General features: G+C 69.9%; 16 protein-coding genes. 13 read left to right on the top strand and 3 right to left on the bottom strand.

The window, feature by feature from the left end; all coding sequences use genetic code 11:
• The first annotated feature begins 6 nt into the window (after nt 1–6).
• The 7 genes from KF837_00365 to KF837_00335 all read left to right on the top strand — a co-directional run bounded on the left by KF837_00365 (nt 7) and on the right by KF837_00335 (nt 7,879).
• Nucleotides 7–591, top strand: coding sequence for a tetratricopeptide repeat protein (locus KF837_00365; GenBank protein MBX3225725.1), 585 nt, complete (start codon nt 7–9; stop codon nt 589–591).
• Nucleotides 588–1,745, top strand: a complete 1,158-nt coding sequence (locus KF837_00360) for a CpaF family protein (GenBank protein MBX3225724.1) — start codon at nt 588–590, stop codon at nt 1,743–1,745. Before KF837_00365 ends, KF837_00360 begins: the two co-directional genes overlap by 4 nt.
• A 9-nt stretch (nt 1,746–1,754) precedes the next feature.
• On the top strand, nt 1,755–3,077 hold the full coding sequence (locus KF837_00355) for a hypothetical protein (GenBank protein MBX3225723.1): 1,323 nt from the start codon (nt 1,755–1,757) through the stop codon (nt 3,075–3,077).
• A 154-nt stretch (nt 3,078–3,231) separates the two neighbouring features.
• Entirely contained in the window at nt 3,232–4,464 is a 1,233-nt protein-coding gene (locus KF837_00350; protein ID MBX3225722.1) for a hypothetical protein, read from the top strand.
• 45 nt (nt 4,465–4,509) lie between these two features.
• Nucleotides 4,510–5,730, top strand: coding sequence for a DUF1549 domain-containing protein (locus KF837_00345; GenBank protein MBX3225721.1), 1,221 nt, complete (start codon nt 4,510–4,512; stop codon nt 5,728–5,730).
• Between the two features lie 7 nt (nt 5,731–5,737).
• Nucleotides 5,738–6,472: a hypothetical protein gene (locus tag KF837_00340; GenBank protein MBX3225720.1), complete on the top strand. Its 735-nt coding sequence runs from the start codon at nt 5,738–5,740 to the stop codon at nt 6,470–6,472.
• A gap of 12 nt (nt 6,473–6,484) precedes the next feature.
• A complete protein-coding gene (locus KF837_00335) occupies nt 6,485–7,879 on the top strand; it encodes a hypothetical protein (GenBank protein ID MBX3225719.1) in 1,395 nt (464 codons plus the stop codon).
• A gap of 14 nt (nt 7,880–7,893) precedes the next feature.
• On the opposite strand, the gene KF837_00330 is transcribed toward KF837_00335, so the two are convergent.
• Nucleotides 7,894–8,856 carry a bile acid:sodium symporter gene (locus KF837_00330; protein MBX3225718.1) on the bottom strand — a complete coding sequence of 321 codons (963 nt, stop codon included), beginning with the start codon at nt 8,854–8,856 and terminating at the stop codon, nt 7,894–7,896.
• A 212-nt stretch (nt 8,857–9,068) separates the two neighbouring features.
• On the opposite strand from KF837_00330, the gene KF837_00325 reads away from it, so the two are divergent.
• Complete coding sequence (locus KF837_00325; protein ID MBX3225717.1) at nt 9,069–9,428, top strand: hypothetical protein; 360 nt, start codon at nt 9,069–9,071, stop codon at nt 9,426–9,428.
• 6 nt (nt 9,429–9,434) lie between these two features.
• Here the strand turns inward: KF837_00325 and KF837_00320 are convergent, their stop codons facing one another.
• Complete coding sequence (locus tag KF837_00320; protein MBX3225716.1) at nt 9,435–10,238, bottom strand: rhomboid family intramembrane serine protease; 804 nt, start codon at nt 10,236–10,238, stop codon at nt 9,435–9,437.
• Between the two features lie 4 nt (nt 10,239–10,242).
• Nucleotides 10,243–10,821, bottom strand: coding sequence for a hypothetical protein (locus KF837_00315; GenBank protein ID MBX3225715.1), 579 nt, complete (start codon nt 10,819–10,821; stop codon nt 10,243–10,245).
• Nucleotides 10,822–10,925: 104 nt separating this feature from the next.
• Between KF837_00315 and KF837_00310 the strand changes: the two genes are divergently transcribed.
• The 5 genes from KF837_00310 to KF837_00290 are packed head-to-tail and all read left to right on the top strand — an operon-like array spanning nt 10,926 to nt 15,666.
• Complete coding sequence (locus KF837_00310; protein MBX3225714.1) at nt 10,926–11,138, top strand: DUF4266 domain-containing protein; 213 nt, start codon at nt 10,926–10,928, stop codon at nt 11,136–11,138.
• Nucleotides 11,139–11,156: 18 nt separating this feature from the next.
• Nucleotides 11,157–12,497 (top strand): hypothetical protein, encoded by a 1,341-nt coding sequence (locus tag KF837_00305; GenBank protein MBX3225713.1) that lies wholly within the window; start codon nt 11,157–11,159, stop codon nt 12,495–12,497.
• 49 nt (nt 12,498–12,546) lie between these two features.
• Nucleotides 12,547–14,406 (top strand): DUF3570 domain-containing protein, encoded by a 1,860-nt coding sequence (locus tag KF837_00300; protein MBX3225712.1) that lies wholly within the window; start codon nt 12,547–12,549, stop codon nt 14,404–14,406.
• Between the two features lies 1 nt (nt 14,407).
• Nucleotides 14,408–15,043: a hypothetical protein gene (locus tag KF837_00295; protein MBX3225711.1), complete on the top strand. Its 636-nt coding sequence runs from the start codon at nt 14,408–14,410 to the stop codon at nt 15,041–15,043.
• A complete protein-coding gene (locus tag KF837_00290; GenBank protein ID MBX3225710.1) occupies nt 15,040–15,666 on the top strand; it encodes a hypothetical protein in 627 nt (208 codons plus the stop codon). The genes KF837_00295 and KF837_00290 overlap by 4 nt, the downstream gene beginning before the upstream one ends.
• The last annotated feature ends 4 nt before the right edge of the window (nt 15,667–15,670 follow it).

Raw genomic sequence — 15,670 nt, 5'->3', positions numbered from 1 at the left:
CGCCTCTTGCTCGGGGCGGCGCTCGCGCTCGGGGGCTGCGCGAGCCAGAAGGCGCAGGCCGAGCAGCAGATCCGCGCGATCGAGAAGGAGAGCGACGCGAAGACGCTCCTCGAGCGCGGGAAGGCGTTCGCGTTCGTCGGCGATCAGACGCGCGCCGAGGAGTACCTCGCCGCGGCGCTCAGCGCGGGGGCGGACCCGCGCGACGTCATGCCGCTGCTCATGGAGGTGTGCGTGCGGACGGGGCGCTATCGTTCTGCCATCCAGCACGGCGAGAACCACCTCCGGCAACACCCCGGCGACGTCCGGACGCGACTCATGGTCGGCGCGCTCTACGCGGCGATCAGCGAGCCCGATCGCGCGCGCACGCACCTCGAGCAGGTGATCGCGAAGCCGGTCCCGCCGCCGGAGAAGATCCACGGGGAGGCGCACTACCTCCTCGGCGTCGTCGCGCGCGACGAGCACGACGCGGTCGCGGCGGACAGGCACTTCCGCGAGTACCTGCGGATCGAACCGCACGGCTCGCACGTCGAGGAGGCCAGGGGCTCGCTCTTGCAGCAAGTGCCGGTGCCAAAAGAGGAGACCGAACAATGAGCGGCGGCGGTGGACACGATCAGATCCCGAAGGAGGTCTTCGAGGAGACCCTCCTCCAGTTCTTTGCCCCGATCCGGCCGTACCTGGACGATCCCGGTGTCAGCGACATCATGATCAACGGCCCGAACCAGATCTACGTCGAGAAGAAGGGGCAGCTCCACCTCGTCCCCGCGAAGTTCGAGACGCGCGAGCAGCTCGTCGCCGCGCTCCGGAACGCGGCGCAGTTCGTCGGCAAGCACATCGACGAGCTGAAGCCGATCCTCGAAGGCCGCCTCCCCGACGGCTCGCGCATCGAGGCGGTGCTCCCGCCCGCGGCGCCGGACGGTCCCTGCGTCTCGATCCGGCGCTTCTTCAAGGAGACCCTCACCGTCAAGCGCCTCATCCAGTTCGGCGCGATGACGGACGAGGTCGCGCAGGTCCTGCAAGCGCTCGTCGTCTCGAAGCTCAACGTGCTCGTCGCGGGCGGCACCGGCTCCGGCAAGACGTCGATGCTGAACGCGCTCTCGTCCTTCATCCCCGAAGGCGAGCGCGTCGTCATCATCGAGGACTCGCGCGAGCTCCAGCTCCAGCGCGAGCACGTCTGCCAGCTCGAGGCGCGCCCGCCCGATCCGAAGGGCCGCGGCGAGGTGACGATCCGCGATCTCTTCCGCGCGACGCTGCGCCTCCGCCCCGACCGCATCGTCGTCGGCGAGATCCGGAGCGGCGAGGCGCTCGACCTGATCCAGGCGATGACCTCGGGTCACGGCGGCTGCATGTCGACGCTCCACGCGACCTACCCGCGCGACACCGTCTCGCGCCTCGAGACGATGGCGATGATGAGCGACGTCGACATGCCGCTCACCGCGCTCCGCATCCAGCTCGCGAGCGCGGTCAACATCATCTGCCAGGTGTCGCGCCTCCAGGACGGGTCGCGAAAGATCACCCACATCACCGAGGTGTTGGGGTACGACACCGAGAAGAATCAGTACCAGATGCAGGACATCGTCGCGCGCAACTACCACGGCTTCGACGAGCGCGGCATGATCATCAGCGACATCGCTCCGACAGGGATCCTCCCGCGCTGCCTCCCTCAGCTGCACGAGCACGGCGTCGACCTCCCTCCTGGTTGCTACGAGGCCGCGAAGCGTCCTCCGAAGCGCAACGAGCACTACTGACGAGCGCCCATGTCGAAGCCGGGCACCACGCACGTGATCGAGATCGAGTCGGGCATCGGAGAGCCCGCCTTCATCCCGCTCACCGTGGGCCAGGAGCTCCAGCCGATCAGCGTCGGCAAGAAGGGCATGTGGCGGATCGAGTCCGCGCGCGTGATGGACGTCCACGCGTTCGTGTATTTCGACGGCACGTCGCTCTTCTTGCAGAGCGCGGACGAGTCGCAGGCCGCGTCGGTCGACGGCTACCGCGTCGGCAAGGCGTGGACCGAGCTCCACGCGCCTTGCCACATCGAGGTCGGCGCCGCGCGGCTCCGCTTCCGATCGCTCGCCGATCCCGCGGAGGCCCCGCCGCCGAGCGCCGCGTCGCGCCCCGCCGCCGGCGCGCCCCCGCCCGAGCCTTACGCGGGCGACGAGCCGCCGCCGTCGCGCAACACGCGCGTCGGTCCGGTCGACAGCCGTCCGCTCCCCGCGATCGCGGCGGAGCGCCTCGCGCACCACTCGAGCGGCGCGCCGGTGCAGGCGATCCCGATGAGCCAGCGCCCCGCGACGATGATGCATCAGCCGATGCTCGCGCCGCATCAGATGCCGCCGACGATGCCGCCGATGGTCCCGCTGACGAGCGGCTCCGTCCCGGCGATGGGGCCGGCGATGGGCCCGATGGGCCCGGGCTCCGGCAACTACGGCGCGCTCCCCTCCGGGTCGCTCTCGCTCGCGGCGAGCCGCATCGCGCCGACGGTGCAGACCGGCCAGGACGAAGGTCTCCTTGCAAAGTACAAGGAGCTCAATCCGCAGAAGCGGCTCCTCGTGATCATGGCGCCGTTCTGCCTGATCGCCTCCGCGTACTTGCTCCTGTTCGATGAAGACGACGCGCCGCCGGAGCAGACCGCGGCCGTCGTCGTCGACGCCGGCGCGCCCGCGGTGACGCAGCCCGTCCCCGTCCTCCCGCCGACCGCGCCGGTGAACTGCCCGCCCGGCTACGTGCCGTGGACGCGCGAGGTGAACGGCCAGATCCCGTGCGTGCCCTCGGGGACGCCGCTGCCGGCGCCGCTCCCCGCGCCCGCGGGGCCGAGCGTGATCGCGCCGACGGCACCGACCATGACGCAGCCCCCGCCGGAGCCCGCGCCCGCGCCGGCCCCCGCGCCCGCGCCGGCGCCTCCGGAGAGGACGTCCGCGAGGACGCTCGAGCGTCAGGCCGTCGACGCGGTCGCGATCAACGACTACGCGCGCGCGGCGGCGATCTACGACCAGCTCTACGCACAGTCGAACCCGAAAAATCCGGTCTACTCGGAAGCGGCCCGGATCCTGCGACACAAGCTGGACGCCGGCGTTCAGTAGCTCAGGCGAACGTGTTTCGCAGCTGTTGCATCGGAAACAACCTCGCGGACCGGTGGCGCGCGCCCCTACCCGTGTAGGCCGCTACCCCCATTCTGAAATTCGATCCAGGCTTCTCGTCGGGGTGTGAGGCCGGTGCTGTAGGCCGGCCGGCGACTTGAGCTGGCGCGAGACCTGCGAGATGATCGAGAAGATGCCCTCTTCTTGGCGAAGCTCCCGTGCACTTGCGCTGGGTTTTGCGCTATCGGCCGCGGTCCTCGCGGCTGCTTGCGACGACCAGGCGGACGCGCTCGGCAATCGCCGGCGGCCCGTCGGCTCGAGCTCCGGCGGCGATGACGGTGGTGTCGGCGGCCCCGGCGGCCCGGGTGCGGTCGAGAAGTCCGCCTTCGAGAAGGTCGAGCCGAACCTGCAGAAGAACTGCGGAAAGACCTGCCACGACACCGGGCAGTTCGTCGGCGCGCCCGCCTTCCTCGCGGGGCCGGACGTCTACGCGTCGATCAAGGCGCATCCGGGCATCGTCACGCGCGACGTCTTCGCGAGCTCGCTCCTCACGAAGGGACCGCACGCCGGTCCGTCGCTCGCCTCGCTGCCGGAGCTCGAGGCCGAGGTCATCACGTGGCTCGAGATCGAAGCGGTCGCGATCCAGAGCCAGCGGCTCCCGTCGACGCCGGCCTTCACCGTCGTCGCCGGCGACAACGTCGTCGACCTCACGCCCGCGGGCGTCGGCGTCTCGAACGTCCACCTCAAGTTCAAGGCGGAGCTCCTCGGCACGAGCCTCTCGCTGTCGCAGATCCGCGTGTCGGCCCCCGCTGGGCAAGACATCCACATCCTCCAGCCGAAGTTCGTGCGCGTCCTCGGGACGCCGCTCGAAGACGGCACGACCGACATCGAAGACCCGGCCGACAGCTTCTCGAACTCCGATCAGACGATCCCTGGCGGGCAGGAGGATCCCCTCGCGCCCGGCGCCGTGATCTTCTCGAACGAGAAGTGGCGTCCCTTCGATCTCGCGGCGGACAAGCTCCGCGTCGAGATGACGAAGCTCGAGCCCGGCAAGGTCTCCGTCGTCGTCGGCGCGGCGGAGTGCGCCGATCCCGGGGCGTTCGGCGCGAACGTCGTGCCGACCCTCCGGCAGACCCGCGGCGGCGGCGGCGGCGGCAACACCTGCCAGGGCTGCCACGGCAACGGGCTCGCCGGCCTCTCGCTCAACGACAACGACAACGTCGCGCTCTGCAAGCAAGTGCTGGCGAAGTTGAACAAGGCCGACCTCGCCAACAGCCTGATGGTGACCAAGGTCGCTCCCGGCGGGAACCACAACGGCGGCGCCGTCGCCGACATCGCCGCGTGGCGCGCGCTCTTCGTCAACAACGCCGCCGTCTTCTTCAAGCCCTGAGCCGCTGGCTCGTCTCGTGCAACGCCGTCCGACAGGAGACCTTCGATGAGACTCACTCACCTCCGCGCGCCCGCTCTCCTCGCCCTCCTCGTGGCGTGCGGCTCGGGCGACGACGACCCGAACGGCGGACGCTCGAGCGGCTCGGACGATCCGTCGCAGGACCCGGCCGGGCAGGTCCCCACCGCCGAAGAGCAGGTGAAGAAGATCCTCGATCAGCGGAAGACCGACTACGGCGAGGCGCTCCGCACCGCGAGCCTCAAGCTCCGCGATCGCCTCCCCGACCTCGCCGAGATCAAGCAGGTCGACGGCCCCGACGAGAACGCGAAGAAGGTCGCGTACGAGAAGCTCATCGACGAGATGCTCGACGGCCCCGAATTCGGCGGCGTGATGGTGAAGTTCTGGAAGGACACCTTCCGCACCGGGCAGGTCGGGCAGGTCCAGGAGAACGTGAACAAGGACGCGGCCGCGAACTTCGCGGCGCAGATCACGATCGAGAACCGGGCCTACACCGATCTCTTCACCGCGACCGAGAACACGTGCCCGACCTTCGACGGCGCGGCGAACACGTTCACCGCCGCCAACTGTCAGGTCCCGCAGGACGGCCAGCCGGGGCCCACCGTCGGCGTCCTCACCGACCCCGGCCTCATGGGGCAGTACTTCGCGAACATGGCCTTCCGCCGCGTGCGCTTCGTCCAGGAGACCTTCGTCTGCACGAAGTTCCCGGCCGAGTACGGCGCGGAGCCGAAGCCGATGGGCAACGGCGTCTACACCGCCGCGATCCCGTTCACGACGATCACCGGCCTCGAGAACACGCCGGCCGCGCGCGTCGACTTCCAGGACACGAAGGCCGTCGTCTGCGCGAACTGCCACGCGAACATGAACCACGTCGCGCCGCTGTTCCTGAACTACGCCGAGAACGGCGGGCTCCGGAACACGGTGCAGGTGAAGGTCCCGATCATGGGCGAGCCCGCCGCGACGCGCGACGACTACCTGCCGCCGGGCGAGGGCCTCCTGTGGCGCCTCGACAAGCCGCTCACCGACATGGCCTCGCTCGGCAAGGCGCTCGCGGAGGACCCCGACGTCGCGAAGTGCGCGGTCAACAGAATGTGGAACTTCGCGATGTCGCGCGGCGACATCGTGAACGACCTCGCGACCGTCCCCGATCAGGTCACCGCTCCGTACGTCGAGCAGTTCAAGGCGAGCGGCATGAAGCTCAAGGAAACCATCCGCGCGGTCTTCAAGAGCGAAGACTTCACGAAGTTCTGAGGACGACATGAAACGCACCATCCTCGGCCTCGTTGCCATCTCGACCCTCCTCCTCTCCGCCTGCGGCGAAGACCCCGATCAGCTCACCGGCGGCGCCGGAACGCGCGCGCCGAACCGCACGCCGTCGACGCAGATCCCCGACACGCCGGAGCAGACCTCGAAGGCGACCGCGGGAAGCGAGTCGTCGACGTTCGATCACTCGAACGATCCCGCCGGCGCGACGGCGGAGTTCGAGCCCACCGATCCGGCGCAGGTCCGCGCGGTCGGCTCGCCCGAGGTCACCTCGCGCCTCCACGGCTGCGGCAAGCTCTCGGTCGCGTCGATCGGCCAGCTCATCACGAGCCGCGGCATCGGCGGCGGCGGCCAGCGCCCGCAGAACACGCAGAGCGGCGCGGACATCTTCCGCCAGGGTCCGACCGCGGCCGCGCTCGGCGCCGCCAACTACAACGGCCGCGTCCCCGAGGCGCCGTTCGCGTCCACGTCGGCGATCTCGAAGATGTACGACATCTTCGCGATGGCCTCCTACGACGTCGTCGCCGACAACTGGGAGGCGCCGGCGTGCCCGGGCGTGAAGGTGCTCGAGGCCGGCAAGTTCACCAAGGACGGCATCTCCTGCCTCATCGGCAAGCCGGCCACCGACGAGTACGTCGCGATCGCGAACGACGCGATCGTGAAGAGCCCCAATGACGGCGCGAAGATCGCCATCGCCGCGATGCTCTCCGCAGCGCACACCTGCCAGTAAGGAAGACGCACCATGGTCGACGATCGTTTGAAGGAGCTCCGGGGTACGTCGCGCCGCAACTTCCTGCGGTGGAGCGCAACCGTCGCCGCGTGCCTCGGCGTCGAGCGCTCGCGCCTGCTCAACGTCCTGAACGACACGGCGGGCACCGCCGCGGCGGACACGGCGGCGTGCGCGACGACGAACCGCCACATCCACGTCGTCGACGGCAACGGCGGCCTCGCGAACTGGACGCTCCCCTTCCCCGTGCCCGCGGTCGCGAAGGGGAACAACCAGCAGTTCTCGCATCACATGGTCGGGCAGGGCGTCGACGCGCAGGGCTACGACAAGCCGTGGGTCTTCACCCCCGACTCGCCCTTCCAGAAGGACACGACCTGGAAGATGACCGCCTTCGTCGGCGGTCAGAACGAGACGCACACCGCGACGCCGAACAGCGTGATCACGCTCGGCGGCAACACGATGATGGCGTCGGCCGCCGCGATCCAGCAGGCGAACCCGACCCTGCTCCCCGTCCTCGCGGTCGGCGGCATCCAGTTCGGCGCGGCGCCGGGCGCGCCGCAGGTCGCCGCCGTCGGCGCGGCCGATCAGCTCGTCGGCCTCTTCAACAGCCAGGCCTCGCGCGCGCTCCTCGCCGGCGACACGAACGGCCCCCTCGCGGAGTCGTACTACAAGGCGTTCCTCGGCCTCAACGCCGCCGCGGGCCGCACCACGATCGCGAAGCCGTACGCGACCGGCAAGGTGAGCATGAACCTCCTCGCGAAGAACCTCGCGTCGCAGCTCACGCCGACGCAGGACGACCTCACCGCGATGGGGATCGGTCAGGGCACGCCGGGCGCGGTCGCGAACATGGGCCGCGCGATGATCACGACGCTGAAGGCGTTCTCGCTCGGCCTCACGTCGATGCTCCTCATGCGCGGCTTCAACAACGACCCGCACGGCATGTTCGCGGGCGGCAACGGCAACGCGACGACGACGAGCGCCGCGATCGCGCGGATGATGGACGGCCTCTACACGATCGGCAAGTCGCTCCAGGACCCCGCCTGCTCGGCGAAGACGCTCGCCGACGCGCTCGTGTTCTCCGTCAGCGGCGACACGTTCAAGCAGCCCTTCGACCGCAACAACTGGGGCGACGGCACGCCCGGCGGCTCGAACCTCCTCTACGTGATGGGCGCGGGTCGCATCAAGACGGGCTGGTTCGGCGAGCTCGCGAACGGGAACACCGCGCGCAGCTTCGACGTCGGGACCGGCAACGTGAGCCAGGCGGCGTACAACACGTTGCGCGGGCCCGCCGGCGCGGCCGCAAGCGCGGCGGTGCTCTTCGCGGTCGCGAAGGGCGACATGCGCCGCGTCAGCGACTTCTACAACGGCCCCGCGATCGACGCGCTCGTGAACCTCAACGTCACGGGCTGACTCACCGCGCGGCTTCACGGGTCCGCGCGCTTCGCCCAGCGGCGCGCGAGGACGGTGCAGACCATCAGCTGGAACTGGTGGAAGACGAGCAGCGGCAGGACGATGATGCCGATCGGCTGGCCGGCGAAGATGACGTTCGCCATCGCGATGCCGCTCGTGAGGCTCTTCTTCGATCCGCCGAAGACGATCGTGATCTCGTCGGCGCGGTCGAAGCCGAGGAGGCGCGCGCCGCGCTGGGAGACGACGAGCATGATCGCGAGGATGAGCGCGCTCACGACGAAGATGCCGGCGAACGACGCGGGCGGGACGAGGTGCCAGAGGTCCTTGTTCACGGCGTCGCTGAAGGCGACGTACGCGATGAGGACGATGACGCTCTGATCGACCCACTTGATGACGCCGCGGAGGCGCTCGATCTGGCGGAGCCAGAGCGGCCGTGAGAGGTGGCCGATCACGAACGGGAGCAAGAGCTGGAGCGCGATGTCGCGCACGGAGGTGAGCGTCGTCTTCCCGCCGGGACCGTGCACGGCGTCGGCGATGAGGAGGCGGACGAGGAGCGGGGTGAGGAAGATGCCGAGGATGCTCGAGGCGGAGGCGGAGCACACCGCCGCCGCGATGTTGCCGCGCGCGATCGCGGTGACGACGAGCGCGGACTGCACGGTGGCGGGGAGGGCGGAGAGGAAGAGGAAGCCTTGGTAGAGGGTCGGGCCGACGAGCGGCCGCGCGATCGGCCCGACCGCGAGCCCCACGAGCGGGAAGACCACGAACGTGAGCGTGAACACGAACGCGTGGAGGCGGACGTGTCCGATGCCGGCCTTGATCGCCTCGCGCGACAGCTTCGCGCCGTGAAGGAAGAACAGCAGCGCGACGGCGATCGCGGTCGCGCGCTCGAGCACCTCCGCGACGCCGCCGCGCGCCGGCAGCACCGACGCCAATGCGACCGCCCCGAGGAGCATCCCGAGGAAAGGGTCTCTTGTCATCGTCAGGGGCTTCGCCCCCGACACCCCCACCCCAGACACGGCCCTCGCGCTTCGCGCTCGGGGCGCTTCGCGCCCGCATCCGCGGCCGCTTCTGGGGCCCCGGCGGGCTGGTGGTGGGGGCTGCTGTCAGGAAGGGGATGGGGGGCGCGTCTTATTGGCATCGAGCCTGGAGAATGACTCTGGGCGAACCTGAAAGGAATCGAGTTTTCATCATGTTTCGTCGTTTCGTCTCCGCCGTCGTCGTTGCTGCTGCCCTCGCCGTGCCGAGCATGGCCCTCGCCGGGAACACGGCCGGTCCTTCCATTCGCACCACGACGGTGGGCGCGCACCAGACCGACGTGTACGCGGTGACGCTGCGCGGCGGTGAGGCGGTGAGCGTCCTCGTGAAGGGCGACGGCGACACGGACCTCGACTGCTTCCTGCGCGACGAGAACGGCAACGTGGTCGCGCGCGACGTCGACAGCACGGACACGTGCCTCCTCACGATGACCCCGCGCTGGACCGGCGCCTTCCGCATCGAGGTCCGCAACAACGGCGGCGTCTACAACCGCTACACGATCCGCACGAACTGACCGTGACTAGTGATCCCGCGCGTGCTCGAGGCAGAGCTCGCGCGGGCCGCCGCACTTCTCGCAGGAGCAGACGCGGATGTCGGCGCCCTCGTCCTGGCGCTTGCCGCAGATCGCGCACGCGCGGCTGTCGCTCTTCGCGCCGCGGTCGTCGTCGTCGTCGCGGGCGGGGCGGCGGAACGACGCGCGGCGGGCGGCCTGCTTCATCTGGAGCTGCTGGCCGCGCGCGAGCGCGAGGAGGTGACCGCCGAAGAAGAGGAGGTAGTTCGCGAACGCGACGACGATGGCCGCGCGCGTGCCGTTGTCGCCGTCGATGACGAACCAGCCGAGGAGCGCGGCGGTGGCGAACGCCAGCCACTTCACCCGGATCGGCACGATGAAGAAGAGGAGGATCTCGTAGCTGGGAAAGATCGTCGCGAAGGCGAAGAAGAGCGACGTGTTGAGCCAGAAGTTGCCTTGCGGCTGGCCCGTGATCCACGCCGCCGCCGTCGTCCCGAGGATGCCGATCACGTAGTAGACGTTCAGCTTGAACGCGCCCCACTCGCTCTCGAGGTTCGTGCCGACGAGCCAGGTCCAGTAGAGCGAGAAGAGGATCCAGAAGAGGCTCTCGCTCCGCGGGATGAACAGGTACGTGATGAAGCGCCACGGCTGCTTCAGCGCGAGGCGCTGATCGAGGACGAGGTACTCGATGAGCTCGGGCTTCGTGTAGAGCAGCATGAACGTGAACGCCATGCCGCCGACGACGATCATCGTCAGGTTGGGGATCGCGAAGCGTCCGAGTCGACGCTCCAGCAGGGCTAGGAGTCGCTCCATTTCGTCAGTTGTTCGGCGAGCCGCACTGGAGCCATTCCCGGACCTTCGGGATGGCGGCGACGAGCCCCGAGCCGGGCGGCATCACCGTGCCGCGGTCGGCCGCCGGCGCGGCGGGGTCGAGGTTGTCGTCGATCACCGAGAGGGCGGGATCGATCGAGCAAGGGTTGATGTACGGCTTGCCGCTGCGCGGCGGGAACGCGGCCATCGACGCGTACGAGCCCGGCAGGTCGGCCGGATCGATCTTCGGCTGGTTCGCCGGCTCCGCGCCGCCGTGACACGCCGCGGTGGAGCAGCTGCCGGCCGCGAGCGCCTGCATCACGTCGGTCGAGAACTTCACGTTGCACGCCGGCGGCGTCGCGAGGAGCGCGCCGCCGAGCTTCACGCACAGCGGCTGGTTCGCGCCGCCTCCGCTCGAGCCTTCGTCGGTCGCCTCGACCGTGGGCCCGGGCGGCTTCTGCCCTTTCAGCGCGGAAGGTCCGCCGTAGTTCGGGTCCTCGAGGCCCTGCTGGTAGTCCGTCGTGCACGCGAGCGCAGCCACGCCGGCGGAGCCGACGACGACCAACCTTGCCCAGCGCGCGCGCATGACGCAATTCTGGCCCTCCCGGCGCGATCGAACAAGAGTGGATCGCAAGAGATCCGCGCGTAATCGAGAGGTGCAGCGCCCTCGAGGCGAGCTAAGATCGAGGCATGAGCGCGCCGGTCAAGCTGCTAGCCCTCGTCGCCGTCGGCCTCTTCCTGGGCGCCTGCACGAAGGTCGCGCCGTACGAGCGCGGAATGCTCGCGCACCCGACGATGACGCCGGAAGAGATCTCGATCGGCCTCGACTCGCACGTTCGGGCCGTCTCCGAAGGCGCCGCCGGCGGCCTCGGCGGCGGCGGCGGCGGCTGCGGCTGCAACTAGCGGGCTCGCCTACCGTCGGTGCGTCAAGCGACGGAGCTCGAGTACGTCGACGTCTCGGACGATCCGTCCGCGCGCGAGGCGTCGCGGCTGTCGTCCGAGGCGCTCGCCGCGCCGCGCGCGCTCGGCTTCACCGAGCTCGGGTGGATCATGACGGCGAGGAACGGCGCGCTCGTGTTCGTGAGCCACGTGTCGATCGGCGCGGACGGCGTCACCGTGCTCGCGCTCACGCACGTCGACTTCACCGCGCCGGCGGACATGGCGGTGGCGAAGACGCTCCTCGAGGACGGGACGATCGTCTCGACGGAGCAGTCGAAGGGCGCGGAGCCCACGTCGATCGTCGGCGTCACGCGCCGCGCCGCCGATCCGGCGCACCGCTACCGGTACCACGCGTCGCGCGCGGGCGACGTCGCGGGGCTGATCGCGGAGCACGAGGCGCGGATCGCGAGCCTCGCGACGGCCGACAATCCACCGGTCCCGCTCGACATGCGCGCGTACGTGGCGATGCGGAGGCGCTGGCGCGAGATCGCCGATCCGGACGACGCCGCGCGCTTCGTGTGGTGCATGCGCGCGCGCGACGCCGCCACGCTCGGCGGGCTCGTCGCGGCGCTGATCGCCGCGTGGAACGTCCATCCGCTCGTGCTCGCGCGCCACGGGGCCGAGACCGCCGCGGTCGCCGCGGTCGCGATCGTCGTGCTGGGCGCCCTCGCCGGCGCCGCCCTCGGCTCGGCGCTGGTCTCGACGATCCTGTTCGTCTGGGCCCGCGTCGCGACGCGCGCGGCGGCTCTCGCGCCTGCGCGTCCGGCGCGCGAGCTCCTCGCGCTCGGGGATCGCATCGAGCGCGGCCGCGTGCCCTCCGCCGACGTCGAGGCGCGCCCGCGCCCCATCCGCGTCGCGACGTCCGATCTCGACGCGCTCCTCCGCGCCGATCGGGCGGCCACCGTCGGCGCGTCGCTCCTGTTCCCGCTCTTGGGCCTCGCGCTGAACGTGGCGCTCGGCGTGGGCGGCGCGCTCGCCGCGTTCGGCGTCTGGCTCGCCGCCGACGGCGCGCTCCTGCTCACGAAGGGCCACCCCGCGCGCGACCTCGTTCGCCGCGCGATCGCGCCGGCGATCGTCGACGCCGAGATCGCGGCCGAGGACGACGAGGCGCGCTCCCTGCTCCTCCCGCTCGCGCTCCTGCGGTGCCTCCTCGGCGCGATCGTCCTCGCCGTCGCGCGCGCGTTCCTCGTCGGGCGATCGCCGGCCGATCCGTCGCCTCACCAGGACGTCGTCGTCCTCTGGCTCGCCTTCGCCGCCGTCATGACGACCCGCGCCTGGCTCGCCGCGCGAAAGCGCCACCGCCGCGTCGTCTGCGTGGAGTGAGCCGCTGATTCGCATACCGGGACGCCCGTAATTCTCGTACGGTAGAGCCGTGCCTTCGTGGCAGAAATGCCGGCTCCTGGCGGTGCTCGTCGGGATCTGCCTCGTCCTCGTCGCCCCATCGGCGCGAGCGCAAGGCAAGGGTGACGCCAAGGCGGGCGGAGGCGGCGACGACGAGGGAGGCCTCGCCGCCACCATCCACCTCATCAAGGAGGCGCTCAAGGCCGATCAGGAGGGGCGCCTCGACGACTGCATCGCGGCGGACAAGAAGGCGATCGCGATCGACGACTCGCCGCGGACGCGCCTCCACCTCGCGTCGTGCGAGGCGCGCGCGGGCAAGCTCGTCGACGGGCTCCGCGACGCGCAGAAGGCGCTCGAGGTCGGCCTCGAGAAGCAGGACAAGAGCGTCACCCAGATCGCGTTCAAGCGCGTGCAGGAGCTCCTGAAGCGGATCCCGCACGTCACGTTCGAGCCGCCGTCCGGCGTGAAGGACCTCAAGGTCACGTTCGACGACCGCACCGTGCCGAACGACGCGCTCACGAAGAAGTTCTCGGTCGATCCGGGCAAGCACAAGGTCGTCGCGGAGGGCACCGTCAACGGCTTCACCTCGAAGTACGAAGACGAGATCGAGATCAAGGACCGCGAGGCGGCGCCGAGCCAGCCCGATCCCGTCGTCATCAAGATCACGCTCCGCCCGCCGTCGAACGACTTCATCACGCCGAGCCAGATCAAGTGCATGCTCCAGGCGAAGAGCCAGGAGGAGGTGCAGAAGTGTCTGCCGCAGAACCAGAAGAGCCTGGTCGTGCGCGTCGCCGGCGACTTCTCGGCGTACTCCGACACGAACGCGGTCGGCGTCTACACGCCCGCGCTCAACGCGTCGCTCGTCTCGCCGACGAACGGCTGGAACCTCGGCGGCAACTTCGCGGTGGACGCGGTGAGCGCGGCGTCCCCCGACATCGTGTCGTCGGCGTCGCCGCCGTTCACCGAGTACCGCTACGTCGGCGGCATCACCGGCGGGTACAAGCCGGGCCTCTTCGGCGCGCAAGCGTCCGCGAACACCTCGAGCTCGCCCGACTACGTCTCGTACACCGTCGGCGGGCGCATCCTCGCCGAGCTCAACGACAAGCTCATCACGCCGACGCTCGGCTACCAGTACAGCTACGACCGCGTCGGCCGCGGTCCGAACAACTGGCTGAACGACTTCATCCCGACGAAGGGCTACATCCATACGCACGAGTTCGAGGCGGGCGTCACGTTCGTCGTCTCGCCCACGTCGATCGCCGTGATCGGCGGCACCTTCGCGATGGAGCGCGGCGACGGCTCGCAGCCGTACCGCTACATCCCCACCTTCGACGAGATCAACGTCGCGCCCTTCGTCCCGGTCGGCGCGACGGTCGACCTCGTCAACCGGACGCGCCTCCCGGTGAAGCCGCTCGAGCAGCTGCCGACCGAGCGCGATCGCATCGCGGTGGGCGCTCGCTTCAACAAGCGCCTCCAGGACGCGACGCTGCGCCTCGAGCAACGCTTCTACTTCGACACCTGGGGCATGAAGGCGAGCTCGAGCGACTCGCGCTACATGATGGACATCTCGCGCCACCTGCGCGTCTGGCCGCACGGCCGGCTCCATTTCCAGACCTCGACCAACTTCTACTCCCGCGCCTACACCGCGAACCTCGGCGGGGACGGCACCTTCGTCGTGCCGCTCTACCGCACCGGCGATCGCGAGCTCTCGCCCCTCGTCACCCTGACCGCGGGCGGCGGCGCACGTCTGGGCATCGGCGAGCCCGAAGGCGATGTAAAATTCGGGATCACCTTCGTCGGCGACGTCATGTACACGCGCTTCTTCAACTCCCTCTATGTCACGTCGCGGACCGCGATCTACGGTTCGATCGGCTTCGACGTGGAGTTCTGAGATGAGCGCCGGACGTCTCTTCGCCGCCGCCGGTCTCCTCGCCCTCGTGGCGATCGGGAGCTCGTGCAACTTCGACCCGGTCCATCGCTCCGCCGTGAACCAGCTCGGCGACGAGCGGGAGGAGGACTACCCGATCGAGAGCGAGTACCACCGTCCCGGCGAGCCGTGCGCGCTCTGCCACTCCGAGAAGGGGCCTGCCGACAGCGTGTTCGCGCTCGGCGGCACCGTGTTCTGGGGCCCCGACAGCTACGGGAACCGCGTCGACAAGGCGTACGTCCGCATCATCGACGCGAACAACGCGCGCCGCTGCTTCGTCACGAACTGCAACGGCAACTTCTACGTGCTGAAGTCCGACTTCGCGCGCCTCACGTTCCCGATCCTCACGTCGGTCGAGCGCACGGTGGACCCGGGGGTCAAAGAGGACACGCTGCAGCTTCGTCGCATGTCGAGCCACATCGGTCGCGAGGCCTCCTGCGCGACGTGCCACATCCAGGGCCTTCGCGACTTCGCCTCGCCGGGGCAGATCCGCCTCTACAACTCCGAGAACGACTTCAAGGAGACCGGCATCAAGATCACGCCGTGCCCGCCGCCCGAGAGCTACCAGACCATCGTGTGTCCGGAGGATCGGCAGCAATGAGCCGAACCGCGAGCCGGCTCGCGAAGCTCCTCGTGAGCGGGGTGCTCCTCGCGGGGGCGGGGGCGCTCCTCACCGGCGGCGCCACCTCGTGCGCCGCGACGCCGGACCGGAGCCGCGCGACCTTCATCCTTTTACCCGATTACATCGCTTATCGCGACAACGTCGATCCATACCTGCAGCGCCGCTGCGGCACGCTCGACTGTCACGGCCAGCCGGGGCGCGCGTACCGGCTCTACGGCTTCTCCGGCTTCCGCCTCTACAACGAGGACGCGGGGCTCGTGTCGGGCCAGCAGCCGACGACGGAGGCGGAGATCACGGCGAACTTCCAGGCGACGGTCGCGCTCGAGCCGGAGGAGATGAGCCGCCTCATCGCGCGCCAGGGCGTCGATCCCGAGAAGCTCATCTTCCTACGCAAACCGCTGCGCCTCGAGCGCCACAAGGGTGGCCGCTCGATGGAGATCGACGATCCCGGCTACCGCTGCGTGACGGCATGGCTGCGCCTCCGCACCGTCCGCGCAGCGCAGGACGAGACCGGCGAGATCGAGACGATCCCCCCGGAGGACCGCGAGCCATTCCCGCTCCGCGCCCGCCAGGAGTGCGCGCTCGCAGCGAGCATTCCCTGAGGGC

This window comes from Labilithrix sp., assembly GCA_019637155.1.
GTDB lineage: Bacteria > Myxococcota_A > Polyangia > Polyangiales > Polyangiaceae > Labilithrix.
The sequence above is the reverse complement of the archived record's forward strand: the minus strand, read 5'-3'. Positions and strand labels throughout refer to the sequence as shown.

Bases quoted from the DNA above. Each gene is read 5' to 3' on its own strand.
- KF837_00360 (MBX3225724.1), top strand. From the start codon at position 588: ATGAGCGGCGGCGGTGGACACGATCAGATCCCGAAGGAGGTCTTCGAG.
- KF837_00355 (MBX3225723.1), top strand. From the start codon at position 1,755: ATGTCGAAGCCGGGCACCACGCACGTGATCGAGATCGAGTCGGGCATC.
- KF837_00345 (MBX3225721.1), top strand. From the start codon at position 4,510: ATGAGACTCACTCACCTCCGCGCGCCCGCTCTCCTCGCCCTCCTCGTG.
- KF837_00340 (MBX3225720.1), top strand. From the start codon at position 5,738: ATGAAACGCACCATCCTCGGCCTCGTTGCCATCTCGACCCTCCTCCTC.
- KF837_00335 (MBX3225719.1), top strand. From the start codon at position 6,485: ATGGTCGACGATCGTTTGAAGGAGCTCCGGGGTACGTCGCGCCGCAAC.
- KF837_00330 (MBX3225718.1), bottom strand. From the start codon at position 8,856: ATGACAAGAGACCCTTTCCTCGGGATGCTCCTCGGGGCGGTCGCATTG.
- KF837_00325 (MBX3225717.1), top strand. From the start codon at position 9,069: ATGTTTCGTCGTTTCGTCTCCGCCGTCGTCGTTGCTGCTGCCCTCGCC.
- KF837_00320 (MBX3225716.1), bottom strand. From the start codon at position 10,238: ATGGAGCGACTCCTAGCCCTGCTGGAGCGTCGACTCGGACGCTTCGCG.
- KF837_00315 (MBX3225715.1), bottom strand. From the start codon at position 10,821: ATGCGCGCGCGCTGGGCAAGGTTGGTCGTCGTCGGCTCCGCCGGCGTG.
- KF837_00310 (MBX3225714.1), top strand. From the start codon at position 10,926: ATGAGCGCGCCGGTCAAGCTGCTAGCCCTCGTCGCCGTCGGCCTCTTC.
- KF837_00295 (MBX3225711.1), top strand. From the start codon at position 14,408: ATGAGCGCCGGACGTCTCTTCGCCGCCGCCGGTCTCCTCGCCCTCGTG.
- KF837_00290 (MBX3225710.1), top strand. From the start codon at position 15,040: ATGAGCCGAACCGCGAGCCGGCTCGCGAAGCTCCTCGTGAGCGGGGTG.